This window comes from Diaphorobacter limosus (assembly GCF_033100095.1).
GTDB classification, from domain to species: Bacteria; Pseudomonadota; Gammaproteobacteria; order Burkholderiales; family Burkholderiaceae_C; genus Alicycliphilus; species Alicycliphilus limosus.
Map to the genome: position 1 here is coordinate 788,982 of NZ_CP136921.1, position 26,702 is coordinate 815,683.

A 26,702-nucleotide genomic window follows, 5' to 3' on the forward strand; every position below is an offset into this window, starting at 1 on the left:
AAGTCAATGAAATCAACGGTCTACCCAGACCACCCCCGCGCCAGTGCTAGCTTTGCGTACCGTCACTTATTGCACTGAAAACGAGGAGACCCCCATAGGGGGCGCTGCGGTTCCCTGCGTGCTCCACAGCCCGACACGCGCCACGCGTGCTGCCTGCTCGGCCTCGGGAAATGCCGCATCTGTCTGGTACCTGGTGTAGGCCCAGGCCAAGCCTGCCTTGACTTGTTCCAGATTGGCGTCCTTACCGCGGCATTCGACCCTGGCCACCGTGCGGCCATAGCGATCCGTGGCTGTCGGCCTGATCGTCGCATCCGTCTTGAAGCATAGATCGGACAGGTGGCGCTTGCTGCGCTGGCCGAAGGCCTGGCGGCTCTCTGGCGCATCGATCTCGGCGAGGCGCACGCGTACTTGCTGATAGGGATGGGCTGGATCAGCTGCGGGGCAGCGGGCCGTCAGGGTATCGCCGTCGGATATTCCGACGATCAGGCAAAGCAGGGCGGCAAGCATGCGCGATTGACTTCAATAAGGGACGCTGAGGATACTGGCATGCCGGAAACCTCCATGGGTTCTTGGGCCTTCCAACAACGTTGAACAACAAGGTGGGGCCAATGATCCAGCAACGCTACTCAGCATCGGCATGGATGGACGCGTTCCTTGATGAGCGCATGCATCTGCATGGCCTGACGTTTTCGTCAATCCACACCATGCGGATCGAACTCAATGGCTGGTTGCGCTGGCTCAACGCCAGGGGTATTGCGTGGGATGGGGTCACACCCTCGGACATCCGGCTATGGCTAGGGCACTATCGAGAGTACGCCGACTCGACGATGCAGAAAAAGACCGCGATTCTGCGCAGCCTGTACCGGTGGGCGCGGGAGCACGAGCTCGTCGAATCCGACCCCTGGCAGCCTATCGTTCGTGTACGCAACAACAGACCATGGCGCCCACGTTTCACGCCCTCTATCCGCGCCGTTGATCTGCTGCTTTCCCAACCCGACGTTACGACCATGATCGGCGTGCGCGACCGCGCCATCCTGGAGCTGTTGTATGCGACGGGTCTGCGCGCGGCCGAGTTGCTCGGCCTGGCCTGCCATCAGGTCGCCATCGGAGACTCCGACCGGATCATTGCGGTGATGGGCAAGGGTCAGAAGGAACGCATCGTGATCTACGGGCGAACCGCACAGACATGGCTGCGCTACTACCTCCGTGTGGCCAGGCCGCAACTGCTCGCCAGAGCCGAAATCCCCGCGGGTCGGGTAACTCAGTTCTTTGTTCATCCCGGGTACATGGGGAGCCTGTCCTATCAGAACTTTCGGCGCATGGTTCGGGATTACGCGGACGCTGCCGGGCTACCCCTGTTGACCGCCCATTCGCTGCGCCACGCATTTGCCACCCATCTCTACCAGGGTGGCGCCAACCTGAGGATCATCCAGGAACTGCTCGGCCATAGTCATCTGGCAACGACCTGTATCTATGCCCGGCCAGCGCCAGAGTTGATGCTGACATTCATTGAACACTTTCATCCGCGTGGTATCCACTACGATCAAGCTCAACGTGGCCAACCCCGGGACATGTTGATCCGCCCCGTCACATCGTTGCGACCCGTGCAGAAAGATCACCTCGCTTTGTTTGATCGCTGGCTTGTCAAAACAGCGACATGAACGCCAGTGTGGCCGGGGTATTCTCCATTCTCCGGGCTATGAACGGCGAGATTCGAGAAGGTCAAGCGGTCTTGACCTCGTTGAGAAGGTCGGGGTGACGATCCAGCAGCTTGAACAGCTTGACCAAGGCCAGGGGCGGCTTGGTCTTACCGTTCTCGTAGCGCGAGAAGGCATTGATACCGCCACCGAAAATTTCGGCTGCCTCGCGTTGGCCGAGGTCGAGCTTCTTGCGCACGTTGACGATGAAGGCGGGGTCAACGATGGCCGCATTCACCTGCTTGTTGAACGCCTGCATCTCACGCATGACGCGCTCGGTCTCAAGCATATCGGTGATGGACTCATCGCACGCCGGGCAAAAGTCAGCCGTCACCGCAGGAATCACCGTGGTTTCGCCCTTGTAGGTATAGGGCAGGTCGCGGGTGTCGTGGATGAGTTCCGCCGCGCCGCAAACAGGACATTTCATGGTCATAGCTCCTTGAAGGACACGATCAGCACGTCATCAATGACCGTCAACTTCAGGTACACGTCGCCCGCCGGCGTGCTTGGGCGGTACACGTCCTGCCATACCTTGTGATCGGCATGGGTGGTCATGCTCTTGTAGATGTCCGCTGGGGTGAGTGTCATTACTACGGCCAGCATGTCGGAGACTTCCATGCCCAACGCAGTGGCCCCAAGCCTCGCAGAATGGGTTGCACGAACTTTGCCCGCTTCTACGAAGGCTTTCACCATGGATAGCTTCCAATGCGGACTCGGTCTCTCCATCAATGGATTCTAACCTAGTTGGTTTGTCGGCAAGTTGGTTAATGCGGGATCTTTGGGGGTTCAGGCTTAACGTCCGATCTTTTGGTTCACCTGAGCGGTAACCGCAGTCCTTCGTTCACCCCAGGCCAACAGGGGCCTGACTCGTCAGAACAGCGACATGACCACGAACACCATGCAGACCACGATCAATCCCCGCTTCATGTACAGCAGCAGATCGGCGGTGGCGATCACACCCCTCGTGTAGCGTTGCCAGACACCGAGCATTGCGCTGCCGACCACAAGCAGGGTGACCACCACCAGCAGCATTTGGTTGACCGAGCGCAGCTTTGCCATGCTGATGCCAGAGCCCGACTGGAAGCCCGCCGCTATGGCCGCGTTCATGCTCATGCACCCGCCGCTGCCGTCGCGCACGCAACTCGACGGCGTCCAGGACGGGTTGTAGCTTGTCCCGGTTCCCGCTATGGGGGGAGAACCCGGACTGGGCGCCGGGCCGGAGCTGCCGCCCGTCATCTTGTCGGCCATGGTGCAGATCGTCGTGCCGTTGATGTCGGCGAAGCCCGTGCATTTGCCCGAGTTGATCATCGTCTGGCAGTTGCCGACACCGAGCTGAACGCACGACAGCACCAGGTTGCCATCGACCGTGCGGCCGTCAAACTTGCCCAGTGCGACCAGCGACGCGGGCGGCTTGGTGGCCAGCATCTGCGTGGTCAGCTTCGACCACGCATCGACCTGTTGCTGCAGGCTCCAGGTCTGGAAAACCGCTGGCTCAACCTTGGCGAACTCCTTGACGTTCTGCGTGTTCAATTGCAGTACGCCAAAACAGCATGAGCCGTTGTAGATCCCCAGCCGGCCGCCGCTCTCGAACATGGCCAGGTTGCCCACGGCGTCCGCGTTGGCGCGCAGCCATGGGCTGGCATGGGGCGAGTTGCGCACGGCGTTCGCCACATCCGCCGCCGTAACCCGATCCTGGGCATGTGACTGCCTGGCCAGCATAAGTGTCGCCACGGCCAGCAGGGCGATGATCAGCCAGCGAAGGGTGGAGGGCAGGGCCGTCATGAGGTCGCCTCGGCTGCGGCTCAGGGCAGCTTGATTGCCCGGTTGCATTCCGGTGCCGGCTTGCCGTACTGCACCACGCGGACATAGGCCATCTTGGTCTTCGCATCAAACGCGACCTGCTCGTAGTTGCGCGACTTGGGCTGAAACTGGTCGTTCGAGGTGATGTTGCAGTAGCGCGGAAAGTCCTGCTGCGTGGTCTGTCCACCTGTCAGGCTTTGGATCACCACGCGCATCGGGCATATGGCATAGATGGGGGTATTGATGGCGCTGCTGTTGGGCGGGTCTTCGCACTGCGGATAGACCAGCGATGCGGCGCTCAGGATGGTGAAGATGTACCGATTGCCACCTGACTCGAATGCGGCAATGTTCACGAATGCCGGGTATTTGCCTCCACGTTCATGCGGCGGAAGACCCTCCAGTGTCGGCGCCCAGATCGCGGCGGCGAGCTTTCTCGATTCGGGCGTGCCCTCATAGCCGGGGAAGTTGAAATCGAAGGCCAGCAGATCCATGGTTTGCCACTGCAGGCCCTTCGGGAACTCCACCTTCTTGCCCTGGGCCTGGGCGCTCACGGCCAGTGACAGGCCCAGGGCCAGGACGGAAACTGTCTTGCGAAACTGCATGTTCATCACTCCTAAGGTGCCTCTACTGCGCCGCTATTGCGCCTTGCCGCTGGCATCGAGCTCGGCCACGAACTGTTCGGGCGGGGTGGCTCCCACCAGGCGCTTGCCATTGCCGAGGAATACCGTGGGCGTGTTCTGGATGCGGTGTTTTTCACCAAACTTGAGGATTTCCACCAGGCCCGACACGTCGCAGTCCTGGTTGCCGGTCGGGCGCCGGCCCGCCATGATGGCCTTCCAGGTGCCGGCCCGGTCGGGCGAGCACCAGGCCGTGCGCGCCAGCGCCTGCGAGCTCGGGTCGATGACCGGGAACATGAAGCGGTACACGGTCACATCATCGAGCTGATCGACGAACTTGGTGAACACCCTGCAGATGGGACAGTTGGGATCTTCAAAGAGGGCGACCTGGCGGCTGCCGTTGCCATGCACCTCCTTGATCGCATGCCTGAGCGGCAGGCTGGAGAACGGCACCGAGGTCAGCCGGTTCATGGTGTCCGCCGTCAGATCCTGCCGGGTCTGCATGTCGAGCATCGTGCCGCCGATGATGCCGAAGCGCCCGCTGGCGTCGGTGTAGAACACCTCACCGTCAGAAATCACCTGGTAGATGCCAGGGGCAGGCGTCGCCTGAATCTGATCGACCTTGACCTTGCCGCCTGTCAGGCGTTCGATGTTTGCCCTGATGGTGGCGGGCGACTGGGCCAGGGCGCTGCCGCTGGCAAACAGCGCCGCCAGCGCGATGGCAAGGATGGGCCTGGGTTTCATGCAACGGGACTCCCTGTCAGTAGTCGAAGGCCCGCACGCCCTTGGCAGCGCGGCAGGTTTCGATGGTGTTGCGAATGAGCTGTGACACGTCCATCGCGTTGGGGATGGCGTTGATCAGTAGCGTGGGGCACGAGGCATCTGTCGTGTGCAGAGTGATCCGGCCGCGGCCAAAGATGGTCTGCATCAGCGTGCTGCCGATGGACATGTCCTTGACCCGGTAGAGCTCCAGGGACTCCACCCGTTTAACGATGATCCCGGACTCCACCAGCAGCCGCTGGTCGGTCAGGGTGTAGCGGTGATTCGCCGTGGCCAGGTAGCGGTACAAGGCCCAGGCCACGGGAAACAGCAGCCAGAAGCAGAACAGGGCAAACACAAACACCCCGGCGTTCACCACCTGTCCCTCCGAGGCTGACCACAGCACATGCACTTCGGGCGTCGCGTTGATACCGGAGTGAACCGGCATCGCCGCAGACTCCAGGGCCGTCCTGCTCGCTGGTGCTGCTGAAGTAGGGTCTGTGTGCATGGGATCAGAATAGATGGGCGGTTGAAGGCTGTCAGCACGCAAGCCTGGGTTACGTGACGGAGGGTAAGCGCTTGACGCTATCTGAAAACCATGCTATTCATGGCGCGCGTCATCCTTGTAGTTTTCGGCCTCTCGCTGGAGCGCTATGCGTAGCGCTTCGTCCTCGCTCGTAGCCTCGACCCGCATGTAGTCGTCGCTCATCCAGGTGTAGGCCGCACCTTCTTCGACAGATTGCACCGTGCCATCGGGCCACACCCGGTAGCTGACCGTGGCATCTGGGTCGCCCACGCACGGGGCAGGCTGCGGGCCGATCGATGTTGTTGCTGATCGGCTCATGGCGATTGACGGACAGGAGCTGTCCCATCCATCATGGGATGCAGGGGAACGAACCACAGGAGTAAAAAATGAACCATGTTGACTACCTCAAGCGGCTGGGCCTGCAAGGCGGCAGGCTGGTGTGGCGCGTGCTCATGATCCTGGGGCCGGTGGTTGGGTATTCGCTTTGGCAACTCATCAAGTCCGCAGCTGCTGAATCTGGAAATCAATCCGACGAGAAGGAGCCGAAGCATGGGTATTACTCGGACGGGACTCCGTGGGTTGAAAATACCTCTCATGAACAGTGGGAGTTTTATTACGGCGATAACGGCAAAGGGTGATTGCATAGAATTCACCTGACTTTTCCACGGGTTGCCATGGACGTTGATGTGCTGGCAGTTTTGTCGGCTGCGGATCCGGTTGAGTTGACCATTTGATCAACCACAGATCCCAAGCGAATACCAACCCACCCCATCATTGCCGTCCAGATCAGCGGCAGGCCGATGAACAAGGTCAGCAGCAGAATATTCAGAATCATCCGCTTGTATCCCTGCGGTATTGACCCACTGGCGAGGTGCGTCAGTTCCTGAATCAACATATTGCCCTGGCCCCCGGGGTACATGGCACTGATCAGGCGCGCGTCTATCCACTGGGCAATGAACCACATCGCGGCCCAGAGCTTTACCGTAAATATGGCCACCGCGCCGTAGAACATCACTTTCAGTTCAAAGCCGCTCAAAAACGCCACCAGCGGCAGGAACATGTAGATGCCCATGAGCACCAGCGCCTGCATCATCGGCAGGGCCGTGATGAGGGGCGTGAAGGCCACACCCGCAACCGCTGCGGCCGAGCCAACACCAATGGTGCTCAGGGCGCCCCCGGCGATGCGCCCAATGCTGGTCGCCACGTCATAGTCCGACCCGGAAATCCGATCCTGATCGACAAAGCTGGGATTGGCCTTGGCCTGTGCCAGCCTGGCAAAGGAGTCCTTGCGCTGGTCATTGCTGCCCCAGGTCATAGCGCTGGCACCGACGTTCAGCAGCTGCTGCCACGTCGATGAGTGAGAAATCATCTGCTCGCGCACGCCCTGCGAGGAATCCTCCCACCATTCCTTGCAGGTGGGGCGCCCCCAGGCGGGATTGATCACGCCGGGATTGGGCGGCGGCAGGCCGCTGCTGGGGTTGTAGTAGTCCGTGTCCCGAGTGAAATCCACCGCGAACCCAGGCACCGGGTTGTAGCTGCGCATATGGGCGTAGAACCCCGGCTCGGTGCGGAACAGCTGGCTTCCCATCCAATCCACGTCGGTCGGGCCATAGGCCTTGTTGGTGGGGTCAAGGACGGCCTGGCCCGCGCCAGAAATATCCCCCGCGGTCAGCGTCAGGTAGCGGCTGCGGGCTGGAACAAAGCATTCGCTGTAGAAGCGCTGAACGGAGTTGAGCACTTTCGGGTCTTCGATGGTGGCGGTGCGCGCCAGGTCTTCGACCATGCGGATCGAACTGCCGGAATTGTTCAGGCCGTTGCGCACGGCGTTGTTCACGCCCGAGCTGATGGCCATTACCGAATACCACCAGGCCGGCACATAGGACAGATTGCCGGTACCGCTCATCGAACCATCGACACTGTCATGCATGGCGCTGTCGAAGCCCGAACCCGTGCCGCCATCGCGTGAGCCCTGCACCGGGCTGGGAGCCAGCGGCGTGGCCGGCGGCATGTAGGCCAGATTGGTGTGGTGCAGCGACGTGATCGGCGTGGTCGCAAAACATACCGACATCACGAACAGCGCAATGATCAGGCGCGTCATCGCGCGCTCCAGCAGGGCCAGCACGCCCGAACTCTCCAGACCCTGCTCCTTGGCCTCGCGCCAGCTCTGGAAGATGATGATGGCGAACGGAATGATCACCAGGCCAGTGCCGGTGATGACTTCGCCAATGATGTTGGCGAAGGCCCAGCCGTACATGGTCGTGAAAATCTCCAGGTAGCTGTCGAGCTGCATGATCGTTGCCTTTCTTCATTCACGGGCGATGCCTGCCGGCCTCACCCTCCCAAGCCCAGGTAGCGCCACAGGGTCGTCGGCCCTATGGGCACCAGCAGCAGGTAGGCCACGCCCAGCGCCAGCACGGCCGGGCGCAAGCGCAGCACGCGGGCCAGCTCGTGGGTCTTGACGATGTTGCGGGCATGGCCCCAGGCCACGATGCGCTGCCACCAGATGCCTATGGCCGCGAGGGCCAGGCATTGCGCGAACAGGCCCCAGCGCTTGATGCTGGCCGCCAGCTGCAGCCAGTCCTGCAGGGTCTGCTGGCTGACCTGGGAGCGCGCGGCCAGCGAGGCCAGTAATGCCGCCACCAGCACACAGATCAGAACGAGCAGCGCCAGGCGCAGCACCAGCCGTCCGATGCCACGCGCCTGCTGTGCGCGAGACTTCGTGCTGTCGGCCTGGAGCGGTGTCCGCTCGCTCTTGGGCGACTCGGGAGGTGGCGTGTGCTGCGTCATGTTCCGCTCCAGGCTCATGGCTTGACCCGGCCGTTGTCCAGCGGCGCGGGGTCGGGCCTGCGGCCATCCGGTACGCGCATCGCCTGGGTATCGGCCTGCAGCTGGCCGCCCATGATGGCCAGCGCCGTCTCGGCCGTCAGCTCCTTGCGGATGCGTGACTCGTACATCAGGTCGTCGATGTAGCGCGTCAGGCGGTTGATGGTTTCCTGGGTGTCGCGGATTGCGTCGCCGGCCCCGGCCACCTCGGGCAGGCTGATGCCGGTCAGCAGGGCCGCGCGCGCCACCAGCGCTTTGTCGATCACGCGGTGCATGGCCAGCTCCTGGGACAGGCGATTCACGGCGATGCTGCGCGTCTCCACCGGCAGGCGGCGCAGCGCATCGAGCAGCTGCGGGCTCACGGCCATGCCGGGCGCGGCGATGGTCTGCAGCTCCGCATAGGTGGCAGGTGTTCCTGCCCCCGTGCCGGAACTGGCGAGGACGTTCAGCTTTGGCGCCACCAGGTTGTACTCGTCCTCGTACTTGGGGCCCAGGCCCGTGGCCGTGGTCACGGTGGTCGGGGTGGGACAGCCGGATGTACCTTCCGTGCAGGTGTAGATGCGCTTGTCGCCCAGCACCTCGGTGGTGAACTTGGCCAGGTCGTTGGGCGTGGGGAAGGCCCGCACCAGGCGGGCATCCTTTTCCAGGGTACTTGCGGAATAGTTGGTGGTAGGCGATGCCGTGGCCGGCTTGTTCAGCGTGACGTTGTAGCCCGCTATCGAAATGTCATGGATGGGAGAGATGGGTTTGGAAGAGGCGCCGCCGGCAAGCCCGCCGAACCAGGGTATGCCGCGGATATGGGCCTGGTCGTTCTTGGTCAGGTCGAGCTTGGCCTGTACCACGTCACCCCCGGCCGTGGCCTTGATCTTCCACAGGTCGCCCTGGGCTATCTTCACCCAATCCTCATACGGATTCTGACCCTGGCGGATGACGGCCTCCATCTCCTCGCAGGTCTTGAGCGCGGCACCGATCATGGTGTCGGCCTTGAGCGAGTAGTTCTGGAAAAGCTGGTAGAGGCCCGGCTGGGCACGTTGCAGCACATACAGCGGCAGCGAGGCGATGCCGGCCTTCACCGCGTTGCTGACCTGCGTGCCCAGACTGCTGAACCCGTTCATCAGGTTCGACCAGGACAGGCCGATGTCGAACTTGCCGCAGGAGTAGTTCAACCGCATGTTGCCCTGTATGCCCAGGGTGTTGGCCAGCTGCCCGCGGTAGGCCGCCGCGCCACCCGGCGAGCCGCCGCCCATGCGGTAGTAGAGCGATGAGTTGTTCACCGGCTGAGCCTGCGCCGGGGCATGGCACAGCAGGACGCCCATGACGGCCGCCGACAGCAGGCGCAAGGCTGGGGGATAGGTGTGTGACAAAGCAGGCATTGCCTTACTCCGTGGTCAGGGAACCGAGAAAAGGTAGATGCCACGGCGCTGGCAGCAGTCGTAGTTGTGCCAGAGGTTCCAGACATAGCCGTCCGTGGAGCTGGTCTTGAAGTCGCCGAATGAGGCCAGTGACAGCGAGTCGTTGTCACCGAACTCGATGCAGGAGGTGCTGGAGGGCGACAGCATCTGCCAGCGCCTGCCACTGAACTGCGAGAAATACTTGAAACCACCGCCAGGCGACAGCGGCGCGTAGATATGCGGCTGGGCGCTTCTGGTGATGATGGATGCCACCCGTTCGGCATACACCGCCGAGGCCTTGACCGGGTGCGACTGCACCAGTTTGCCGGTGCGCGGATAGCGTCCGCCCCAGGTGCTGAGTGCAGGCGATTTGCTGACCTCTTGCATCGTGGGAATCCAGCTTGCCGGGTAGAGCATTTCAACGGGAATCAGCTCACGCCAGAACAGCGAATCCAGATCCGACTGGAAATGCAGCGTGAAGGCCGATGCCGAGCCGGGACAGAACAGCGAACCGAGCGGGTAGCCGCCGCCACTGGCGCCCTGGGCGATCTGCATGACGCTCTGCAGCGGCCCCAGATCCACCCCCGTCAGCTTGGAAACCGTGATGCCCAGATCGCCTAGCTTCATGCCCGCGTTCATGAGGCTGCCGACATTGCCGACGGCCGACTGCAGCTTGCCGAGATAGCCGGGGATCGCGGCAATCTTGCCCAATATGTCGGAAGGCGCCTTGGCCAGGCTGGCGGCGCCGGCCAGGACGTTGTTGGTGAGCGTCCCCGGCACGGACAGCCATTGCTGCTGGATGCTGGGCAGCTCCTGATAGGGGAATTTCATCAGCTCGCCGACCCCCGGCACGCCAAAGGCACTCGGCAGATCGGGCAGGGTGCCGCTGGTGAGCGCCGCCAGGATCATGCCTGCCGGGTTGCCGATGGCGTCAACGCTCTTGAATGTGGCCATTTCCCGGTGCTCGCGTGCCGAGCTGGAGGAGGCATCGACCGGCATGCCCATCATCGCCGCGCCGACGGCACTCATGGTCGCCGCCAGTGGCTTGCCGATGTCCAGCCAGGGGTGGGTCAGAGGCTCGTGGTAGCTGCTGACGATCGCATCGGGCACATAGTGGCTGATGCGTATCGACGTGCGAATCGTGCAGCCCTTGAGGGTGCAGTACAGGAAGAAGCAAATGCCCTTCACCTGATAGCTGAGGCAGCTGGGCATGGCGGCGATGGTCTTGGTGAGGATCATCGGCGTGGTGATGGTGTCTGCCCGCGCAGGAAACGCCATGGAACAGGCCAGGGCCAACACCAGGGCGGCCAGCAGGCAGCGGCGCGCCAGCAGCTGCAAGGCCGTGCGGATTGTCATGGCTCGCCTCCCGGCTGGCGGCGCGCCAGCTCCAGGGCCTGCTGCACGTCCGTGATGCCATAGACCACGGTCTTGCGGTTGATGACGATGGCCGGAATGCGGCTGAGCCGGTAGTTGGCGGCCAGCGTGAGGCCCTGGGCGGCCGATTCCACCTGCGGCTGCACCTGTCGGCGGATGCGCGCCTCGTTGGCCGCTATCCACTGCTGCGCCTCGGCCTCGGTCTGGGGCAGGTTCTGGTTGATCGCGGCCTCGATGTTGCGCATGGCATCGAGCCGGTACACCTTGAGCTGGTAGGGCAGGGCGGGCGAGGGCTCGGGCGTGACCAGCATCGCCGAGTTGGCGAACACCTCCACCGTCATGACCCCTGCCGCACCACCCTGGGCATGGGCGGCGCCGGCCAGCAGCAGGGCGGCGAGCGTGCATGCGAGCCGGTGGTGGCGTGTCATGAGCGTGTCCTCGCCAGTTCGCGCGCTACCAGCATGGCGGCCTCCATCTCGGTGCAGCCATGCTGCTCCATGAGACGCCTGCGCTGGGCTTTTTCGTGGCCCTCGGTCATGGCCAGGGCAATCGGCAGGGCCGGGGGCACGTTCCTGAACAGGAACTGGCCGGTCGCGGAAATCATCACGCCTTCGGTGTACTTGGGCGGCTCCTTGCGTGCCGATTCCATCAGTTTGCGCTGCTCGGTCGTCAAGGTTCTGAAGCGCGTGACCTCCTCGATCTCCGACTTGTCCATGGTCAGCAGCATCCAGTATTCGCACATGGACAGCACGCGATCCATGCTGCCAGGGAAGTCCTTCAGGTTCTGCGTCGCCAGCCAGAACCAGATGTTCAGCTTGCGCCACATCTTCGTTCCCTTGGCGATCTTGGGGCCGAGCAGGTCGTTGGTCGTGATCAGGTGGCCCTCATCGGTGAGGAAGATGATGGGCCTGTCCTCGGCCACGAAGCGCTCGCCTCGCGACTGCACCGAGTCGAGCAGGCTGGTGTAGGCCACGGCCAGGGCGTCGCCATAGCCGTCCTGGATCAGCGTGCCCATTTCCACCAGGGTCACGTCGGCGTCCGGCCAGTCCTGGCCTTCGCGGTTGAACAGCTTGCCGCGCAGGCCCTGGGTGAAGCTCATCATGGACTGGCCCATCTCCTCGGCACGGATCTGGCGCGGCCCGGACAGCGTGGCGTCCTTGTGCATGCCCATGAGCTCGATGGCCACGTCATGCGCGAGCGGGTGCGGCCGGCCTTCCTCGCGGGCGCGCGTCGCCGCGCGGATGATGGCGCGCGAGATCAGGTAGCGGTCGGCGCGGCCCATGCGCGCGGTCTCGCTGCTCTCGCCACCCGTGATCATCATGATGGCGGCGATCAGCATCTCGCCGAGCAGGTCGCGCTTGTCGGTGGCGGCCTGGTCGTCCTCGCCCTCGGATTGCTCCGGGTCTGAGTTCATTGCCGTGCCGGCCTGCGCCGCGTCGCTGTCGCCCAGCAGCGCGTCCATGACCGGTGCGTCGGGCAGGCCGGCGTTGATGCGCGCCTGGCGCTCTGCCGCATCGAAGGAGGTCATGATGTCCGCGTCATCGAGCAGCCGGTTGGCATGCACGAAGGGCGGCAGCGACACGTCGGCCTCGCTGCTCAGCGTCACCGAATGGGTGGACAGGCCCATGGTGCGGAAGTAGTCCAGCAGCAGGCCGAAAGAGCGCCCGGCATCGACGATCACCAGGCGCGGCCGGTGGATGGCCATCATCATCATCGCCAGGTAGTTCAGCGTGGCCGATTTGCCGGCGCCGGTAGGCCCGAGCACCAGCATATGGGCGTTCTTCTTGCGATCATGCTTGTTCAGCGGGTCGATCCAGATGGGCTCGCCGCCCCGGTTCCAGAACCAGAAGCCCGGATGGTTGGTGCCGCGTGCCCGCCCATAGACCGGCAGCAGCGCTGCGATCTGCGAGGCGAAGGTCAGGCGCGAGCGGCGCAGGGCGCGGTTGTCGAAGGCCGGATCGAAGTTGAACGGCAGGCCGCGCATGAAGCCGTCCAGCGGCACCAGATCCTGGCGCGGATGGATAAAGCGCAGGCCGGTGGGCACCAGCAGGGCATTCGTCTGGGATACCGCCGTCTCCAGGGCTTCGCGGTTCGGCCCGGTCACGTACAGCGTGACCATCATCGGAAACAGCTTGTCGCCCTCGACCATGCGGTGCAACACCAGCTCGCATTCGCGGTGTGTCTCCATGGCCAGGGCATTGCGCGCACGCGAGGAATCCCGGATGCGCTCGATATGGCGCTCCAGCTTGTATTGCGGCTCCACCGTGATCGAGATCGACAGCATGGAGCCGGCCGGCAGGCGGTCAAAGCGGGCGAAGGCCTCGTTGCCGCTTTGCAGCTCCGCCGAGAAATGCCCGATTTGCGGCGATGAGCGCATGGACTGCAGTACCAGCGCCTTCACGGGCACGCCATCGAACTCGAACAGGCCATCCTCCACGTCCGAACAGGGTTCGGACAGGGTGAGCAGCTCGGCCATGTCCCAGCCAAAGATCGGGGCCGCGGCGGGGCCGGTCATGCTGCCGGCCTGCCCGGCCTGCAGGGGATCGTCGCCGGGGTAGGGCGCCAGGCGCATCAGGCCCGCATCGCTCTCGGCCCAGGGAACATTCCGGTTGAAGAAGGGCAGCAGCCACTCGTAGAGGTCGCGCCCGTTGCAACGGCGCGTCTTCACCCCCGCCTCGCTGAGCGTGGCGGTCAAGGTCACGGCGACGGCCTCGATCTGGGTTGTGGCAGGCGAGGGGTCTTCGGCCAGCGACGCAAAGCGCTTGTAGAGGCAGCAGCGCACGCGCCGCTGCTGGCCGCGCCAGACCTGGCCGGTCACCTGGGTGTCGGTGAACAGGCCCTGCGGGCGCGATGCCAGGTCGATATGCTCTGCCACCTCGGACAGCACCGAGCGCGTGAACGGGGACTGCAGGACGTTGCTGGCCCGTTCCGGGTAGCGGCCGTGCTGCTCGGCAATGTAGTCGCGCAGCGCACCGTTGAGGCCGTCGATGTTGCGGTCATCGTTGAGGAAGAACTGCACGATCCAGGGCGAAGCATCGGACTCGGGCAGAGCCTGCAGCGCTTCCTGCACCTTGTTGGCGTGATCGACCAGGAAGTCCAGTGCCTGCGCCTCCGTGGGCACGGCGGTCAGCTCGAAGAATACGCCCAGGGTGGAGCCATCCTTGAGCACAAAAACCTGCTCGTCGCCGTCATAGGACACATAGGGCAGCATGTCCGTGAACGATGGCGGGCGCATCGCCATGCGGCGGCGTTGCCCCACGGTTTCGCCGCGACCTGGCTTACCGCTGCGCTGCTGGCTGTCGCCGCTGTCTCGCTCCTGCCTGGCCTGGCGGCCGCGCGTCCTGGCGTCGCCCTGCGTACCGCTGCCCGTGGATGCGCGCCGCGCACCCAGGCCGAACAGTCCCAGGCCGAGTTTCTGTATCAGTTCCATGCAAGTCTCCCTGTCTGTAGCTGGCGCAGCCCGGCTCAGGGCTGGCGCGGCGCCTTGGCGCTGGTGTTCTTGGCCGCAGTCTCGGAACCCTGGTAGCGGGCATGTCCCGCGATCAAGTCCTCGGCCACCTCGCCGGGCAGCGCATACTGGGTCTGCTCGTACATCGGGAACACGGTCACATAGCCGGGCACCGGGTACTTGCCCTTGGCCAGGTGGGGATAGACCACCATCACCAGATCCGGATTGGGAACACGGGCAAAGCGCTGTTGCAGCGGCTCCAGGGCCGACCAGTAGCGCTGGGTGTTGCCGTCGCCGGCCGCGATCGGGCGCGCCTGGGACTGCGAGCGCAGCCGCTCCTGGGGCGCGGCCTCACGCCTGGCGCCGTCTCCCTGTGTGCCACCTTCGGTCTGGCCGCGATAGATGTCCACGACCGTGGGCGAGCCGCGCGTGACCTCGTTGATGGGGGATTCGCGCGAGCCGGTGACCGAGCAGCCGGCCAGCAGCAGCGCGGCCAGCGCGCAGGGCAGGGTGGCGCGCTGGCGCCTCACATCATTCAAGACCATGGTGTTCTCCTCGGGCGAGCTGCAGGCCGCCCTGCTTGCGATGGATGAGCTTGCGTGCGTTGGGCGCCTTGTCGATCTGGATCTCCCTGTCCAGATGCACCACGAGCTGGTGGCCCGAGGGCGTGATCACGGCGTCAAAGCTGTTCTTCAGGCGCTGCAGCAGCCACTTGGAGACTTCGTTTGTGCCGCCGGCCACGGCCTGGCCCAGGGCGTAGCTGCCGGCACTGCCGGTAATCGTGCTGCTGCTGCCCTGCATGCCGCTGTAGGTGGTGCGCTGCGCCTCGGAATAGGCCTGGCCGGCCACGCCCAGCGCCCCCAGGCCGATCAGGTCGGTCAGATAGGCGGGCGCGTTGGTGACGAACTTGCCCGTGATGCAGGGATTGCCGTGCAGGTCGCTGATGAAGCCCAGATCACTGTTGCTGCTGGCGCCGGCTCCGGTGTTGATGCTGCGCGAGCCCGCACCACGCGCGGAAACAGTCTGGATGGAGCCGTCGTTGAACACAAAGGTCACCGAGCGCACCCGGCCTTCGCTGCACGACAGTGCCATGTCGCCAATGGCAACGCCCGTCACGATCATCCCGGACACATCCCCCGGCAGCTCGAAACCATTGGCGGCCAGGTTGTCGCGGCCGATCACGGCCTTGAACTGCATCGGGTCGGTCACCCGTCCATCGATGGGCACGCGGCCGATCAGCGCCGTCATGGCCGTGGCACCGGCCAGCGTGGCGTTTTCCGGCAGCGTGAAATACGGCACCGGCTCGCGCCTGTCCTGGGCGGCACGCGCGGCCTGGGACGCCGGGCCATCGGCCGGCGCCGTTGTGGTGCCAGGGCCTTCGGTGTGCATGGTGCGCACATAGCGCGTCATGGGCGGCGCGTTCTGGCCCTGGCCGCGTGCCGGCTCGGTCTGCACCGCATAGCCCATGGGCGGCAACACGCTGTAGCGCACGGCACCCGCGGCCTCGGCCGTAGCCTCATCGGCCATGCCAGCGGTGCCGGCAGCGCCAGCACCCGCTTGCGGGGTCTTGCCCTTGACCGTATCCAGGCTGGACAGGCCGAGCGTGAAGCTGTCGGCGGCCTGTGCCGCCGTGTCCAGCGCGTTATCCAGCGGCGAGCGTTCAGGCGCTGGCGCCGGGGCGGCGGCCTGGGCCGCGGCCCCGGCGGCACCGCCGCGCTCGCGGTCGCGCAGCTTTTTGTTTTCTTCGATCAGGTCGTTGTTGATCTTGATGACCTTGGCCACTTCCGATCGCAGCTCGGCGTTGCTGGTGGTCACCGTGCGCAGGGTTTCGGTGGGCGTGTCGTTGTCCGCGCCATCGGTCTTGGGCAGTTGCGGCTTGGGCACGGCGGTCATTTCGGCGCCTGCCTTGACGCTGCCGTCCCCTGCGAACTGCTTGTAGAGCACCACGCCGACGATGGTCATGCCGACGGCGGCGACGATGGGGATGAGCTTGTTGCTGGTGGTTGCCATGACGGGCCTCCTTGTCAGCGCAGGCAGGCCGCAAAGCTGCGGTCGCACACCAGGTACAGCGCCGTGGTGTCGGTGTCGCTGCCGCCCGGGCCGATACGGCCATGCTGGGCCGACGCCGCAAGCCAGCGCCCGCGAATGCCCTCCAGGGGAATCTCCAGCGGGCGGGCCGAACGGTTGGTAACGCGCACGGCGGTCACATACAGCTGCCCACTGCGCCACTGGCCAAGCGGCACGGTTTCAACGCGGGCGCCCGGTATCAGACCATCCACGGGATCGGTGTTCAGTTCCACCTGCTGCACGCCGGTCTGCGTCCAGGCCAGGCGCCGCGGTGCATACAGCTGGCGTGCCGCATGGCGGGTCAGCTCCACCATGTCGGCGGCAGGCTGCTCGGGTGCGGCATCGCTGCTGTCGTCGGCCGCGGCGCCGGCCTTGGCTGCGCGCGGGTTCGCGGGATCAACGACGAACACCTCCAGCTCGGCCTGCGCATCTGCCGTGCTCTTGTCGGCCACCATGTCCATCGGCAGCTGCTGGCCGGTGTCGATCAGCTCGGCCACGATGCGAATGGGCGTGAACGGCACCAGGGCCGTGGCATAGATGGTGCGGTCGATGATCTCGATGCGTGCCACCCTGGCCATGTCGCTGGGCACATGCAGCGCCGCCGGGGCCGGCAGCGTGATGAGGCGCTCGCGTCCCACGGGCAGCGGCACCGCGATGGGCTGGCGCTCGAACACGGCGCGCTCGATGCCGGCGCGGGCGCTGGCCGCAGTCGCCGGGGGGCGGCGGGTACGCATGTCGCTCTTGCGTGCCGCGCTGGCCGCACGGCTGGCGGCGCCCGTGGCGGCGCCGGCGCCGGTGCCTGGCGAGCCAGGGGACGTGAGGCTCTGTCCCAGGTCGATGGCACCAGGCTGCGCGGCGGGCGCCGGCTCGATCATGTCGGCAGGCACGTTCTGCAGTGTGGCAACGGATACCTCCTGCGCCCAGGCGCCAGTGGCGCAGGACAGCAGCACGGCACATGCCAGGGCCGGGACTTGCCTGGGCTTTGAAGCAGTACGGGTCATGGTGGTGTTTCCTCGCGGGATCGGGATCACTGCGCCGATGCAGCGCTGTGCTGCAGGGGCGTGGCCGTGGGCGTGGCGTGGGGATCGACGGCATCGCCCGTGGTGCGTGGCAGCGCGGGCGGCGTCACGATGGAGGGGAGGCTGGCCTCGGTCTTGCCGCTGCTGGCGTCCTGTACGTCGCGTACATCAAGCCGTTCGGGCCTGTGGCTGCCATAGCAGTCGATCGCCAGGCGCCAGGGATTGCGCTCCCTGTCCACGTCATAGCGCACCACACGGATCGGGTAGCGGATGAAGGCATCCTTGACGGGCTGGCCCCTGAAGGCCTCCATCAGCTGCATGTCCAGCAGCACCGTCCAGGCGGCCTGGCCATCGGGCAGCACCCGGTTGGCGGCGTAGCCCAGACCGGGGATTTCCGTCATCTGGCGCGTGCGGGCGCGGAGCTCGCCGGCCTGGTAGCGGCTGTCCAGGTCGGCTTCGAGCTGCGCCCGGCAGCTTGGCGTCACATAGGCCTGGAACCGGAAGATCTGCGCGCCGTAGTCCGTCGCGCCATCGGCCTGCCAGCGGTTGATCTGCTGCCAGATGTAGTAGGCGAAGCCATACACATTCACGTCCGGCACCACGGCCTGGCCGCCCTGGAAATGCACGGTATCGCCGGCCTTCATGTCGGTCGCCACATGCAGGTCTATGGACTTTGGCAGGGAATGCGCGATGTACATGCCGACGCCACCGAGCAGGGCCACCAGCAGGATCATCTTGCGCAGCGTGGCGTTGTGGGAGCGCTCGGCGGCGAGCGCATCGAGTTGTTGCTTGCTGCTCATGGCTTGGTCGATTCCTGGGGTGGTTCGAGAGGACTGGCGAGCGACAGGTCGAACGAGCGACCCAGCGACCACCAGCCGTGGTAGGTAATGAACCTGGGCTTGACGAGGCTGCGCTGGGCAAGCCACAGGTGGATGGCCTGGGTGTAGTAGGCGTCGGGCCGGCCGCGCTTGATGCGCGCCAGGTACAGCGAGCCGAACCACAGCGCCAGGGTCGGCCCGATCAGCGACAGCAGCAGCCAGACCTGCCACAGTCGGGTGACCGAGAAGACCAGGCCGCCGATGATCAGGAACACCACGAGCGACACCGCGCCTATGACCTGGGCCTCGGGCATGTTCATGCCGTTGAGGATGGAGGGCTCGACGTTCACGCGATCGGTGACCGGCGCCTTGTGGCGCACGGCCTCGATATCGGCTGCGGCCTGGGAGCGGTTGCGGGTGCTCATGGCTTGATCCCTGGGGGCGGGGCGGTCAGGTCAGGATCTGCAGCGAGTAGGTGACCATGATCACCAGGAACACGCCGAGCACTGCGGCCATGATGAAATACTCCTTGAGGTCGGCGATTTCCGCACGGCCCATTGAGTAGGCGCGCCACTTGCCCAGCGCTCCCATGACCACGTAGATGAAGCCCAGCGCGGCCAGCACCAGGCCGAGGATGGTCACGCCGGCCTTGAACCAGGCGCCCATGGCGCCCAGCCAGTCGCCGCTGGCGACGGCGCCGCCGCCGATGGCCTGGCCGGGGGTGGGCATGGTCGGCAGGGCGGCGAAGGCCGGGCTGCACAGCAGGGCCACGGCGGGCGCCAGCATCAGGCGGGCGGACTTGTCCCGGGCGCGGGCAGCGAGATTTTTGAGAGAGAGCTGTTTCACGGAAGGTTCTCCTTTGAAGTGGGAGGGTTGCGAAAGCACTTGAAACGGGGTTCTGGGGTGTTTGCTGCGAATGGTCTTGCTGCGCCGGCCCTCCCTCAGACGATGACGAACACAACCAGCGCGACCAGGATCAGCAGTCGCACCGAACCAAGAACCATGTCGCCCGTGGTCAGCCTGTCGTCGCGGTAGGCGTCGATGAGCTGCACCACGAACCAGCTGGCGACCACGAGGATCAGCGCCACCGCGATCAGGCCCAGGGTGGACTTGAGCACCAGGGGATCGATGCCCGATCCCGACTGGAATGCACTGCGCATGGCGGCGTTCATGGGTTGTCTCCTGCGCGCGCCATCACTGGCGGTAGTCGCCGCGCAGTGGCGGCACGGGGCGCGGCTGGCGCGCGGCATCGGCGTGGCGCTCCACGCCCTCGCGCAGCATCTGCAGGTCGCGCTGCAGCCAGTCATAGCGGAACTTCACGCGCTGCCCGGTCGGTGCGTCCTGGGCGGCGGCGGACACCTGTGCCTGCAGGCGAGCAATCTCGTGCGCGATGCGCGCCAAGTTCTCGCGCTCGCTGTCGTCGTCGCCGGCCTGCGCGCCCTGCGCGGCCAGGCCCGCGGCCACGAACAGGGCCAGCAGCCAGGCGCGGCGCACGCGGGTGCCGGCACTGGCGCCGGGCTGGCCTGCGTTGGTAGGAATGGCTTGGGACATGGTGGGTTCTCCTTGCTGGAAAAATCGGGTTGCGTCAGACGTATTTCTTGAAACTGCCTACCGTGGTGGACAGCGTGGCGGCCACCAGCACGGTGAACACCAGCACCATGTAGGCCGGGTTGAAGCCGCCGAAGGGCCAGGTCAGGTACAGGCCGAAGCCGCCCGTCAGCGCCCAGGCCGTGTAGCGTTTGGCGTGGTGATAGACAAAGGAGCTTTCGCGCCCGCCCTGCCAGCGGCGCAGGTCGCGGCGCACCAGGCCATCGACAATGCCGACGATGCAGGCCAGGGCGAAGGCGGGCAGGGCGAACAGGGCCACCGACAGGCGCAGCAGCACGTCCTGCGCCACATGCATGGACACCACGGCCCAGTAGCTGGCGGTCTTGCCGATGGAGCGCGTGGCGCTTTGCAGGCCCAGGCCGAGCTGCTGTGGCGCCGATGCCTTGCGCTGGCTGGCCGATGGTGCCGGCTCCTGGCCCGGCGTATGCGTGCGCCTGTACCAGGCCAGCACCCCCAGGCGCTCATAGGGCCAGGCGGCCCAGCCGTTGAGCCGGTGCGCAAAGCCTTCGGTATCGTCGATCAGCAGGCTGCGCGGCGCCGCCGCGATGTAGCCCATGTCCTGCGCCACGATGCGCTGCGAATGCGCCAGGGCACCTTCTTCCTTCCACAGTACGTAATGCCCGGCGAGTTCGATCATGACGCCTATGAACCAGGCAAACAGCGACACGAAGATCAGGCCGAACGCCACTTCCAGCGTCAGCTCGACCGGGCCACGGGTGCGGGCACGCACCGGAGTGCCGCCCTGGGTGGGGCGCGGCGTCATGCGGAACGCTCCATGATCTGGCCGAGCACGCCCGAATCGCCCAGCGCCCCGGACGGCCCATCGTCGCCGGCCCTGGGCCGGGCACCGGCCTCATCGACATCGGCCAGGCTGGTATCGATCACGCCTAAGCCGGCATCGCCCAGGGGTTGGCCGGCCAGCCAGCCGCCCGTCTGCCCGAGCCAGTCGGTTTCCCTGGCCCATTGCTCGCTCGTGCGGTAGCGCTGCTTCATGTCCGAAGCCACCTTCTTGAGCGATTCGGGCACGAAGGGGTCGCCGCGCGAATCCGCCAGCGGGATGCGGATCTTGTAGCGCCGGTTGCCCTCCAGCAGCGCAAAGGCCTGGCCCTGGGGCAGCTCCAGAATGTCGGCGGCCTCGATCATGGGCACCTTGGTCTTGGTGACGATGTCGTCGTTGCGGCTGGTGAAGTCCACGCCGGTGCCCTGCGCCGCCGTGTCGGTGACACCGGACATGGGCGTCAGATGCACCACGTCCACCTGTGGCACCTGTTCGGCCAGCAGATTCGCCGTGGTCACGCTGCGCACGCGCAGCATCACCAGGTGGTTGAAGTTGTCCAGAATCTGGCCGGCCTTGGCCCTGTCTCCAACCCTGGCCTCGATGTCGAACATGGACTGGGTGTAGGCCGTGATCCTGAACCCCGAGCCGCCCAGCTTGTTCACCATGGGCACGAACTCCGGGCCGGCAATCTCGTTGACCTCATCGAAATGGCAGCAGACTTCGGGCAGCTTGAGCTTGCCCTCGGGATCATGGGGATCAAGCCCGCTCTTGTAGAGCTTGCCGCCCACGCTCACCAGGTCGGCCAGCATGGAGTTGCCCACGGCCGAGGACACCACGGCGTCCGAGAGCGCATCCAAGCCCACATAGACGATGCCGCCCTGGCGCATCACGGTCATCCAATCGAAGATCGGGCGCTTGTCCTCGGGATCGAAGTAGTCCGGGCTGATGAGCTTGCCCACGGCGCCCGTGGTGAGCTTCTCCAGGAAGGGGCCGAGGCTGGCGATGATCTTCTCGTAGAAACTGCGCTCGTAGCTGAAGGCCGCGGCCAGGCCGGTGAGCACCTTGTCATCGAGCCGGGTTTCCTTGATCCACAGAAACATGGCCACCAGCTCGGCCGGCCTGTCCTGCAGGCTGCGCGGCACCGGGATGCCGCCCTTGACGCCAATCTGCGCCTGCAGCATGGTCACGCGCTCCTGCCAGTCGGGAAAGCGCCCCTGGGCCGCAAGACCCTCGAACACCATGGTGGCGTAGTCCAGGAACAGGCCATCGATGCCGGTCACGTCCTTGAGCAGCGACTCATAGGTCGGCACCCGGCCCAGGGCCACCTGGGCCTGGGCGACGATGTTGGAAAAGCGCCAGGAAAACTCCTTGAACGCGGCCGAGTTGCCCGACGAGGGCAGGGCATTGGTGGCCCGCGTGGCCACCTCGGTGATGCGCGCGAAGTTGCCGATGCCGTTGTAGCGCGCAGAAATATCCGGGTAGCCCAGGTGGAACAGGTAGAAGCGATCCAGGCGCCCGGCACGCTTGGCCTCGGCGTACATGCGCAGCATCAGGTCGGCATCGCCCTTGGGGTCGATGACGATGGTCACCTTGCCCGCGTGTATGTCCTGCGTCGCCAGCATCTCCAGCAGCCGCGTCTTGCCCACGCGCGTCGTGCCCATGACGATCATGTGGCCGGTGCGCGCCGACTGGCGCAGGGCCACCGGAACCTCCTGCGGGGCGCCCACGCCGTGCAGGATGGGCGATCCGCCCAGGTCGGGATAGGCGCGAAACGGGTTCAGCCAGCTGTCCACACTGGCCAGCGCCCCGAGGGCGCGCACCATCGGCCGGGCCTCTGGCTGGCCTGCCGCCTCCTGCCATGCGGCGCCGCGCCGGCGCAGCGACTGCTCCAGCCGTCCTGGCCGCACGAAGGGCTTGGCGTCCACCTGTATCGCATCGCGCTTGCGCTGGGTGTGCTGCTGCGTCCACTCAAAGCCCTGGCCCAGGTACAGCAGCTCCTGACTCACCGGCAGCTTGGAGGGCGCCACGCGCGTGACTTTGTAGAACTTCATGCCATGCTGGTAGTGCATGACTTCCAGGGCCTGGCGCGTGCGCACCCAGGCAAAGCCACCGGCAATGGCGGCGGCGCCCCAGCCCAGGACAGGCGGCATCATCAAGGCCCAGGGCGCCGCCGCGGCGACCACGGCCACGCCCGCGGACACGCCTGCGCTGTAGAGCTCGATCGGCGGGCGCAGCAGGCCCTCCAGGACGGCATGGTTTTTCATGGGGAGGGCTCCTGGGTGGCATGGCCGTCGAGCAGGATCAACACGGGCAGGACGCCGGCGTTGCGGGCCAGCAGGCGCTCTTCCAGCCAGCGATCCGGGCCATGCGTAATCGGCAGGCTGTGCTCGTTGGCCAGCTGCTGCACGCGCTTGAAAGCCGTGGCGTCCTGCGCCGCCAGCACCACACCGCTGGCGCCGAGGCGGCGCAGTGCATCGGCGTGGCGTGCGAGCCAGGCCATGGATGCCTCGTCGGTGCCGATCACAAACACCGGCTCGGTGAGCCAGCGGCTGTCGAGCACCGGGCCGAGACCGGCCTTGAGGCGGCCAGGCTTGAGCCGCGACACCAGGGGGAACGCCACGCCCGTGAGCGGCTGGTCTTGCCCTGCCAGCAGGTGGCTCAGATAGGGCGCCACGGGAACGGCAGGGCCGGCGTTGATTTCCTGCAGCGGCTGGCCTGAATTGCCAGGGCCGGCCAGCACCGGCCAGGGCAGGCACAGCATACCGGCCAGACCTGCCACCAGGGTGCCAAGAATGTGCGTGGACTTAGCCATGGCGCCCTCCCGCGATCGCAGCGGCCTGGCGCACGCCCAGGCGCTCCAGCCTGGCCAGGGTCTGCGCGGCATAGCGTTCGCCGCGCTGGCGGGTTTCCAACGTGGCATCGGAACCCGTGTGATAGAGCGCAATCGCACGGCGCCAGTCGCCACGCGCGTCATAGTGTCCGCGCAGGATCTGCGCGCCCACGCTGAGATTCGGGTACGGGTCGAGGGCACGCTCGAAGCTGCCCAGCCTGTCGGCATGCCAGCGCCAGTTGACCTGCATGGCGCCGCAATCGACGTTCGTCACGCCCCGGCCCACATAGCCCTTGAGGGCGGCCAGGGTTTCGCCATAGCCGGCATAGCGCAGGCCCTTGCCGCGCACGCACAGCGTCCACGGGTAGGGCAGGGTGCGCGCGCCGAACTTGAGCTGCGATTCCTGCAGCGCCACGCCATAGAGCAGCCAGGGATCAACACCGTACTGACGTGCTATGCGCACGTAGGCGCCGGGCGGCTGCAGGCCGGATGCGACAGCCGATGTGGCGCTGGCCTTGCCGGGACGACGGACGGGGGCGCGGGACGTGGCAGGCTCAAATTCCGTGATGACCGGATCGATGCGCAGCGTCCTACCGGACATGGCGGCGTGATCCATCCCCTCAGACAGCCTGGGCTCCAGGCGGCGCACCTGATCCGGCCGGTAAGGCAACCAGTCGCTGACGCGGGCCTGCGCCGGCCAGGCCACGGCGCCCGCGAGCAGGGCCGCAGCGCGCACCAGCAGGCCGCGGCGCTGTGTCAGCGCTGCGCCGCATGGCTGGGAGAGGCGGGGGTGGGCGATCATGGCGGTGCCTGTGCTGTGGTGCTCAGCGCTTGCTCGCGGGACGCGGGCGTGGCTGGGCCGATGGCGACTGATCAATCACCAGGCTGCGCGGCACGCCCAGGGCATCGGCGGCGCCCACGGGCGCGGCCACCGGCGTGCCTCCCGAGTAGTCGATGATGGGCTCGTTGGGGTAGAGGCGCCCCATGGCCTCGGTGAATGCCTGGTTCCAGGCCAGCGAGCGTTCCACGTCCGCGTGGAAGGCACGGGCAAACATCTCGGCGTACTTGCGCCGCTCGGCGTCGGTGCGCGCGTGGATGCCCAACGCTTCCACGGGCGAGAGGTTTTCCACGGAAAAGCTCTTGCGCGGCCCCTCCAGCAGCACCTTGGCACGGGTCATCTCCTCGTTGGACAGGCCCCAGATCTGTCCCAGCAGTCGATCACGGTCACTCAGGGTCGTGTAGCTGTTCTGTGAGCCGGCTTCCTGGGTACGCTGCTGCTCGGTACGGGCCACGCTCTGCGCGTGCGCCAGGCCCGATCCCATCAGCGCTGCCACCAGCACCAGGGCGACGGCCCAGACCAGGTCAACGAAGGCCGTTGGTGTGCGTGCGGGATGCTTCATTGAGCGGCCTCGTGCAGTTGCAGCGTGAACGGCTTGCCGCCAGCAGCCAAGAAGGTGGCACGGCCTGCCTGCACATCGACGGACTGCAGGCTGATGCCGTTGAAGGACTCGCCGGGCTGCAGCACGCGCACGCGCTGGTCGCCGGGCATGCCGGTGCCCACGACGACCGATGGGCGGCCATCCCAGGTATCGATCGCCAGCAGCTGCCCCTGAGCCGCAGGTGTTGCCGCTGGCGTGGCTCTTGGTGTCACGGCCACGGGCCTGGTCGGCGCCTGCGCCGTTGCTGCGCGCGGGTACTGCCCGGCGGGCCGGACGTTGGCAGGGGCCGGCCGTGGGTTTGCTTGCTGGCCTTGCAGCTGCTGCTCCAGGTGGGCCACGCGCTGCTCCAGGGCCTGTATCTGCTCCCTTTGTGTGTCGGGCGTCACAGCCGCTGCACCAACACTTGCGTCGGAACTTGCCGGCTTTGCATCAGCCGTGACAACAGCTGCGGGAGACTGTGCAGGCCCGGCCGGCGTGGCGGCTGCTGTCGCGGCTGGCGCCAGATCATCGGGCGCATCGGTGGGCTCCGGCAGGGCAACGGGCGGCTTCGCTGCCACGGGCTCGGCATGGCCTGGCGCCTGCACGACGGCGGGACGGGAATCTCGGGGTTCTGCCAGCGGCAATGCGGGCGCAGTCCGTGCCTCGCTGGCGACCGCTGCAGGCTGGTCGTCGGCCTGGCCGTTCAAGAAGCGGTAGCCGACAAAACTTGCGCCGGCGGCCAGGAGCAGCGCAACGACCACGAAACCGATGCCAAGACCCGTGCCACCGGTCGAGCTGGTGGATTCCTGAGCTACGGGCCGATCTTGATCATCGTCAGCCTCGGCGTCCTCGCCGTCCTGGTCGCCGTCAACGTCCTTTTTTTGGAGGCGGCGCTTGAACCAGCCGGATGTGGCGGAGCGAGGTTCTTGCTGCTCCTCATCCTGTGCCTGCTGTTCCGGTGTGCGGACGCCATCGGCCGCCTGGGCAGCAGCCTTGCGCCCGCGATCTACGCGCGGCTCTTCGGCGCGTTGGCGCTGCTCCAGCAGGCGCTGTTCCTCGCGCTCCTGATCTTCCAGCAGCTGCTGGTGCTCTTGCCTGCGCTGTTGCTCGGCACGTTGCAGGCGGCGTACTTGCTCGGCCTGTTGCTCCTGTATCAGGAGCTGGTCGTTCGGTTCGGTATGCATGAGTTCCACCCTGCCTCAGTACGCGGCGTGCGCATCGGTGGTCGCCGCCAGGGGCGCCACGGCCTGCTCGAACCACACCAGGCGTTGAATCGGGTCTTCATGCCAGCGCCAGCTCGGGCCGGTAAGCACCTCCAGAATCGCGCGGGCCTTGTAGGGGCCGAGCTGACGCTGTGATTCCGGCAGTGGCAGGCCGAGCAGATGTGCGGCCTGCGGCGTGAGCGCGCTGCTCTCCACCAGGCGCCAGCCAGTGCGCAGCAGCGTGTGGCGCAGCGCGTCCCCCACGGTGCTCACGGTCTGGCGCGGGTAGCTCAGGCGCACGAATACATCCAGAGGGTCGGCGGCCTGGCCCGCAGGCGTCGCCACCGTGGTGGTGTAGCGGCCAACCTGCATCTGACCGCCGGCCAGGACAACTCCCAAGGGGAGTTCCGCACCACCAGGCGGATCGGTGACTCCCACGGGTTGCGCGATGGCCCCAGTGCAGGCGGTGCAGGCCAGGGCGGTCAGAAAGCGTGCAAGTGTCATGGGGTCACCCGAATAGAAAGACC

Annotated in this window: 31 protein-coding genes; 2 read left to right on the forward strand and 29 right to left on the reverse strand. The window is 65.8% G+C overall.

What is annotated here, in order from left to right:
• Window positions 1-66 precede the first annotated feature (66 nt).
• The gene (locus P4826_RS03880) at window positions 67-507 is read right to left on the reverse strand and encodes a thermonuclease family protein (protein ID WP_317702603.1); all 441 of its coding nucleotides are present in this window, start codon (window positions 505-507) and stop codon (window positions 67-69) included.
• Window positions 508-608: 101 nt separating this feature from the next.
• Here P4826_RS03880 and P4826_RS03885 point away from each other — a divergent pair, with 101 nt between their 5' ends.
• Window positions 609-1,661: a tyrosine-type recombinase/integrase gene (locus P4826_RS03885; protein ID WP_317702604.1), complete on the forward strand. Its 1,053-nt coding sequence runs from the start codon at window positions 609-611 to the stop codon at window positions 1,659-1,661.
• Between the two features lie 61 nt (window positions 1,662-1,722).
• Here P4826_RS03885 and P4826_RS03890 read toward each other — a convergent pair whose 3' ends face one another.
• From P4826_RS03890 to P4826_RS03920, 7 genes are all read right to left on the reverse strand, one after another.
• Window positions 1,723-2,124, reverse strand: coding sequence for a type II toxin-antitoxin system MqsA family antitoxin (locus tag P4826_RS03890; protein WP_297746796.1), 402 nt, complete (start codon window positions 2,122-2,124; stop codon window positions 1,723-1,725).
• Window positions 2,125-2,126: 2 nt separating this feature from the next.
• Window positions 2,127-2,423: a type II toxin-antitoxin system MqsR family toxin gene (locus P4826_RS03895; protein WP_317702605.1), complete on the reverse strand. Its 297-nt coding sequence runs from the start codon at window positions 2,421-2,423 to the stop codon at window positions 2,127-2,129.
• Between the two features lie 144 nt (window positions 2,424-2,567).
• Window positions 2,568-3,479, reverse strand: a complete 912-nt coding sequence (locus P4826_RS03900; protein ID WP_317702606.1) for a DUF3262 family protein — start codon at window positions 3,477-3,479, stop codon at window positions 2,568-2,570.
• Window positions 3,480-3,499: 20 nt separating this feature from the next.
• Window positions 3,500-4,105 carry a hypothetical protein gene (locus tag P4826_RS03905; protein ID WP_317702607.1) on the reverse strand — a complete coding sequence of 202 codons (606 nt, stop codon included), beginning with the start codon at window positions 4,103-4,105 and terminating at the stop codon, window positions 3,500-3,502.
• A gap of 27 nt (window positions 4,106-4,132) precedes the next feature.
• Window positions 4,133-4,858 carry a DsbC family protein gene (locus P4826_RS03910; protein WP_317702608.1) on the reverse strand — a complete coding sequence of 242 codons (726 nt, stop codon included), beginning with the start codon at window positions 4,856-4,858 and terminating at the stop codon, window positions 4,133-4,135.
• Window positions 4,859-4,874: 16 nt separating this feature from the next.
• Entirely contained in the window at window positions 4,875-5,321 is a 447-nt protein-coding gene (locus P4826_RS03915) for a PH domain-containing protein (protein WP_317702609.1), read from the reverse strand.
• 153 nt (window positions 5,322-5,474) lie between these two features.
• Entirely contained in the window at window positions 5,475-5,717 is a 243-nt protein-coding gene (locus P4826_RS03920) for a hypothetical protein (RefSeq protein WP_317702610.1), read from the reverse strand.
• 68 nt (window positions 5,718-5,785) lie between these two features.
• On the opposite strand from P4826_RS03920, the gene P4826_RS03925 reads away from it, so the two are divergent.
• Window positions 5,786-6,037 (forward strand): hypothetical protein, encoded by a 252-nt coding sequence (locus P4826_RS03925; protein WP_317702611.1) that lies wholly within the window; start codon window positions 5,786-5,788, stop codon window positions 6,035-6,037.
• Window positions 6,038-6,048: 11 nt separating this feature from the next.
• Here the strand turns inward: P4826_RS03925 and P4826_RS03930 are convergent, their stop codons facing one another.
• The 21 genes from P4826_RS03930 to pilL2 all read right to left on the reverse strand — a co-directional run bounded on the left by P4826_RS03930 (window position 6,049) and on the right by pilL2 (window position 26,679).
• Window positions 6,049-7,689: a conjugal transfer protein TraG N-terminal domain-containing protein gene (locus tag P4826_RS03930; protein ID WP_317702612.1), complete on the reverse strand. Its 1,641-nt coding sequence runs from the start codon at window positions 7,687-7,689 to the stop codon at window positions 6,049-6,051.
• A 41-nt stretch (window positions 7,690-7,730) separates the two neighbouring features.
• Window positions 7,731-8,186, reverse strand: coding sequence for a hypothetical protein (locus tag P4826_RS03935; protein ID WP_297746826.1), 456 nt, complete (start codon window positions 8,184-8,186; stop codon window positions 7,731-7,733).
• A 14-nt stretch (window positions 8,187-8,200) separates the two neighbouring features.
• The gene (locus P4826_RS03940; RefSeq protein WP_317702613.1) at window positions 8,201-9,595 is read right to left on the reverse strand and encodes an integrating conjugative element protein; all 1,395 of its coding nucleotides are present in this window, start codon (window positions 9,593-9,595) and stop codon (window positions 8,201-8,203) included.
• A 15-nt stretch (window positions 9,596-9,610) separates the two neighbouring features.
• Entirely contained in the window at window positions 9,611-10,969 is a 1,359-nt protein-coding gene (locus tag P4826_RS03945) for a TraU family protein (protein WP_317702614.1), read from the reverse strand.
• Complete coding sequence (locus tag P4826_RS03950; RefSeq protein ID WP_317702615.1) at window positions 10,966-11,415, reverse strand: TIGR03757 family integrating conjugative element protein; 450 nt, start codon at window positions 11,413-11,415, stop codon at window positions 10,966-10,968. The genes P4826_RS03945 and P4826_RS03950 overlap by 4 nt, the downstream gene beginning before the upstream one ends.
• Complete coding sequence (locus P4826_RS03955; protein WP_317702616.1) at window positions 11,412-14,417, reverse strand: conjugative transfer ATPase; 3,006 nt, start codon at window positions 14,415-14,417, stop codon at window positions 11,412-11,414. The genes P4826_RS03950 and P4826_RS03955 overlap by 4 nt, the downstream gene beginning before the upstream one ends.
• Before the next feature lie 35 nt (window positions 14,418-14,452).
• On the reverse strand, window positions 14,453-14,980 hold the full coding sequence (locus P4826_RS03960) for a TIGR03751 family conjugal transfer lipoprotein (RefSeq protein ID WP_317702617.1): 528 nt from the start codon (window positions 14,978-14,980) through the stop codon (window positions 14,453-14,455).
• Window positions 14,967-16,445, reverse strand: a complete 1,479-nt coding sequence (locus P4826_RS03965) for a TIGR03752 family integrating conjugative element protein (RefSeq protein WP_317702618.1) — start codon at window positions 16,443-16,445, stop codon at window positions 14,967-14,969. The genes P4826_RS03960 and P4826_RS03965 overlap by 14 nt, the downstream gene beginning before the upstream one ends.
• A gap of 14 nt (window positions 16,446-16,459) precedes the next feature.
• The gene (locus P4826_RS03970) at window positions 16,460-17,503 is read right to left on the reverse strand and encodes a TIGR03749 family integrating conjugative element protein (RefSeq protein WP_317702619.1); all 1,044 of its coding nucleotides are present in this window, start codon (window positions 17,501-17,503) and stop codon (window positions 16,460-16,462) included.
• Between the two features lie 26 nt (window positions 17,504-17,529).
• A complete protein-coding gene (locus tag P4826_RS03975; protein WP_297746851.1) occupies window positions 17,530-18,321 on the reverse strand; it encodes a PFL_4703 family integrating conjugative element protein in 792 nt (263 codons plus the stop codon).
• Window positions 18,318-18,764, reverse strand: a complete 447-nt coding sequence (locus P4826_RS03980) for a TIGR03750 family conjugal transfer protein (protein WP_317702620.1) — start codon at window positions 18,762-18,764, stop codon at window positions 18,318-18,320. The genes P4826_RS03975 and P4826_RS03980 overlap by 4 nt, the downstream gene beginning before the upstream one ends.
• A gap of 25 nt (window positions 18,765-18,789) precedes the next feature.
• Complete coding sequence (locus tag P4826_RS03985; protein WP_317702621.1) at window positions 18,790-19,185, reverse strand: DUF2976 domain-containing protein; 396 nt, start codon at window positions 19,183-19,185, stop codon at window positions 18,790-18,792.
• A 95-nt stretch (window positions 19,186-19,280) separates the two neighbouring features.
• Window positions 19,281-19,511 (reverse strand): DUF3262 family protein, encoded by a 231-nt coding sequence (locus P4826_RS03990; protein WP_162844567.1) that lies wholly within the window; start codon window positions 19,509-19,511, stop codon window positions 19,281-19,283.
• A gap of 22 nt (window positions 19,512-19,533) precedes the next feature.
• Window positions 19,534-19,890: an integrative conjugative element protein, RAQPRD family gene (locus P4826_RS03995; protein WP_317702622.1), complete on the reverse strand. Its 357-nt coding sequence runs from the start codon at window positions 19,888-19,890 to the stop codon at window positions 19,534-19,536.
• Window positions 19,891-19,924: 34 nt separating this feature from the next.
• The gene (locus P4826_RS04000) at window positions 19,925-20,710 is read right to left on the reverse strand and encodes a TIGR03747 family integrating conjugative element membrane protein (RefSeq protein WP_317702623.1); all 786 of its coding nucleotides are present in this window, start codon (window positions 20,708-20,710) and stop codon (window positions 19,925-19,927) included.
• Complete coding sequence (gene traD, locus P4826_RS04005) at window positions 20,707-22,989, reverse strand: type IV conjugative transfer system coupling protein TraD (protein WP_317702624.1); 2,283 nt, start codon at window positions 22,987-22,989, stop codon at window positions 20,707-20,709. The genes P4826_RS04000 and traD overlap by 4 nt, the downstream gene beginning before the upstream one ends.
• Window positions 22,986-23,537 (reverse strand): DUF2859 domain-containing protein, encoded by a 552-nt coding sequence (locus tag P4826_RS04010; protein ID WP_317702625.1) that lies wholly within the window; start codon window positions 23,535-23,537, stop codon window positions 22,986-22,988. The genes traD and P4826_RS04010 overlap by 4 nt, the downstream gene beginning before the upstream one ends.
• Window positions 23,530-24,357, reverse strand: a complete 828-nt coding sequence (locus P4826_RS04015) for a transglycosylase SLT domain-containing protein (RefSeq protein WP_317702626.1) — start codon at window positions 24,355-24,357, stop codon at window positions 23,530-23,532. The genes P4826_RS04010 and P4826_RS04015 overlap by 8 nt, the downstream gene beginning before the upstream one ends.
• A 22-nt stretch (window positions 24,358-24,379) precedes the next feature.
• Complete coding sequence (locus tag P4826_RS04020; protein ID WP_317702627.1) at window positions 24,380-24,955, reverse strand: hypothetical protein; 576 nt, start codon at window positions 24,953-24,955, stop codon at window positions 24,380-24,382.
• A complete protein-coding gene (locus tag P4826_RS04025; RefSeq protein ID WP_317702628.1) occupies window positions 24,952-26,157 on the reverse strand; it encodes a hypothetical protein in 1,206 nt (401 codons plus the stop codon). The genes P4826_RS04020 and P4826_RS04025 overlap by 4 nt, the downstream gene beginning before the upstream one ends.
• A 15-nt stretch (window positions 26,158-26,172) precedes the next feature.
• Window positions 26,173-26,679, reverse strand: coding sequence for a PFGI-1 class ICE element type IV pilus protein PilL2 (gene pilL2, locus P4826_RS04030; RefSeq protein WP_317702629.1), 507 nt, complete (start codon window positions 26,677-26,679; stop codon window positions 26,173-26,175).
• Window positions 26,680-26,702 lie beyond the last annotated feature (23 nt).

Excerpts from the sequence above, each read along its gene's own strand:
- P4826_RS03980 (WP_317702620.1), bottom strand. The coding sequence starts at position 18,764 with ATGAGCACCCGCAACCGCTCCCAGGCCGCAGCCGATATCGAGGCCGTG.
- P4826_RS04015 (WP_317702626.1), bottom strand. The coding sequence starts at position 24,357 with ATGATCGCCCACCCCCGCCTCTCCCAGCCATGCGGCGCAGCGCTGACA.
- P4826_RS03910 (WP_317702608.1), bottom strand. The coding sequence starts at position 4,858 with ATGAAACCCAGGCCCATCCTTGCCATCGCGCTGGCGGCGCTGTTTGCC.
- P4826_RS03880 (WP_317702603.1), bottom strand. The coding sequence starts at position 507 with ATGCTTGCCGCCCTGCTTTGCCTGATCGTCGGAATATCCGACGGCGAT.
- traD (WP_317702624.1), bottom strand. The coding sequence starts at position 22,989 with ATGAAAAACCATGCCGTCCTGGAGGGCCTGCTGCGCCCGCCGATCGAG.
- P4826_RS03905 (WP_317702607.1), bottom strand. The coding sequence starts at position 4,105 with ATGAACATGCAGTTTCGCAAGACAGTTTCCGTCCTGGCCCTGGGCCTG.
- P4826_RS03975 (WP_297746851.1), bottom strand. The coding sequence starts at position 18,321 with ATGAGCAGCAAGCAACAACTCGATGCGCTCGCCGCCGAGCGCTCCCAC.
- P4826_RS04000 (WP_317702623.1), bottom strand. The coding sequence starts at position 20,710 with ATGACGCCGCGCCCCACCCAGGGCGGCACTCCGGTGCGTGCCCGCACC.
- P4826_RS03900 (WP_317702606.1), bottom strand. The coding sequence starts at position 3,479 with ATGACGGCCCTGCCCTCCACCCTTCGCTGGCTGATCATCGCCCTGCTG.
- P4826_RS03920 (WP_317702610.1), bottom strand. The coding sequence starts at position 5,717 with ATGAGCCGATCAGCAACAACATCGATCGGCCCGCAGCCTGCCCCGTGC.
- P4826_RS03930 (WP_317702612.1), bottom strand. The coding sequence starts at position 7,689 with ATGCAGCTCGACAGCTACCTGGAGATTTTCACGACCATGTACGGCTGG.
- P4826_RS03955 (WP_317702616.1), bottom strand. The coding sequence starts at position 14,417 with ATGGAACTGATACAGAAACTCGGCCTGGGACTGTTCGGCCTGGGTGCG.
- P4826_RS03885 (WP_317702604.1), top strand. The coding sequence starts at position 609 with ATGATCCAGCAACGCTACTCAGCATCGGCATGGATGGACGCGTTCCTT.
- P4826_RS03950 (WP_317702615.1), bottom strand. The coding sequence starts at position 11,415 with ATGACACGCCACCACCGGCTCGCATGCACGCTCGCCGCCCTGCTGCTG.
- P4826_RS03965 (WP_317702618.1), bottom strand. The coding sequence starts at position 16,445 with ATGGCAACCACCAGCAACAAGCTCATCCCCATCGTCGCCGCCGTCGGC.
- P4826_RS03915 (WP_317702609.1), bottom strand. The coding sequence starts at position 5,321 with ATGCCGGTTCACTCCGGTATCAACGCGACGCCCGAAGTGCATGTGCTG.
- P4826_RS03895 (WP_317702605.1), bottom strand. The coding sequence starts at position 2,423 with ATGGAGAGACCGAGTCCGCATTGGAAGCTATCCATGGTGAAAGCCTTC.
- P4826_RS04025 (WP_317702628.1), bottom strand. The coding sequence starts at position 26,157 with ATGCATACCGAACCGAACGACCAGCTCCTGATACAGGAGCAACAGGCC.
- P4826_RS04020 (WP_317702627.1), bottom strand. The coding sequence starts at position 24,955 with ATGAAGCATCCCGCACGCACACCAACGGCCTTCGTTGACCTGGTCTGG.
- P4826_RS03940 (WP_317702613.1), bottom strand. The coding sequence starts at position 9,595 with ATGCCTGCTTTGTCACACACCTATCCCCCAGCCTTGCGCCTGCTGTCG.
- P4826_RS03960 (WP_317702617.1), bottom strand. The coding sequence starts at position 14,980 with ATGGTCTTGAATGATGTGAGGCGCCAGCGCGCCACCCTGCCCTGCGCG.
- P4826_RS03990 (WP_162844567.1), bottom strand. The coding sequence starts at position 19,511 with ATGAACGCCGCCATGCGCAGTGCATTCCAGTCGGGATCGGGCATCGAT.
- P4826_RS03890 (WP_297746796.1), bottom strand. The coding sequence starts at position 2,124 with ATGAAATGTCCTGTTTGCGGCGCGGCGGAACTCATCCACGACACCCGC.
- pilL2 (WP_317702629.1), bottom strand. The coding sequence starts at position 26,679 with ATGACACTTGCACGCTTTCTGACCGCCCTGGCCTGCACCGCCTGCACT.
- P4826_RS03935 (WP_297746826.1), bottom strand. The coding sequence starts at position 8,186 with ATGACGCAGCACACGCCACCTCCCGAGTCGCCCAAGAGCGAGCGGACA.
- P4826_RS03970 (WP_317702619.1), bottom strand. The coding sequence starts at position 17,503 with ATGACCCGTACTGCTTCAAAGCCCAGGCAAGTCCCGGCCCTGGCATGT.
- P4826_RS03925 (WP_317702611.1), top strand. The coding sequence starts at position 5,786 with ATGAACCATGTTGACTACCTCAAGCGGCTGGGCCTGCAAGGCGGCAGG.
- P4826_RS03995 (WP_317702622.1), bottom strand. The coding sequence starts at position 19,890 with ATGTCCCAAGCCATTCCTACCAACGCAGGCCAGCCCGGCGCCAGTGCC.
- P4826_RS04010 (WP_317702625.1), bottom strand. The coding sequence starts at position 23,537 with ATGGCTAAGTCCACGCACATTCTTGGCACCCTGGTGGCAGGTCTGGCC.
- P4826_RS03945 (WP_317702614.1), bottom strand. The coding sequence starts at position 10,969 with ATGACAATCCGCACGGCCTTGCAGCTGCTGGCGCGCCGCTGCCTGCTG.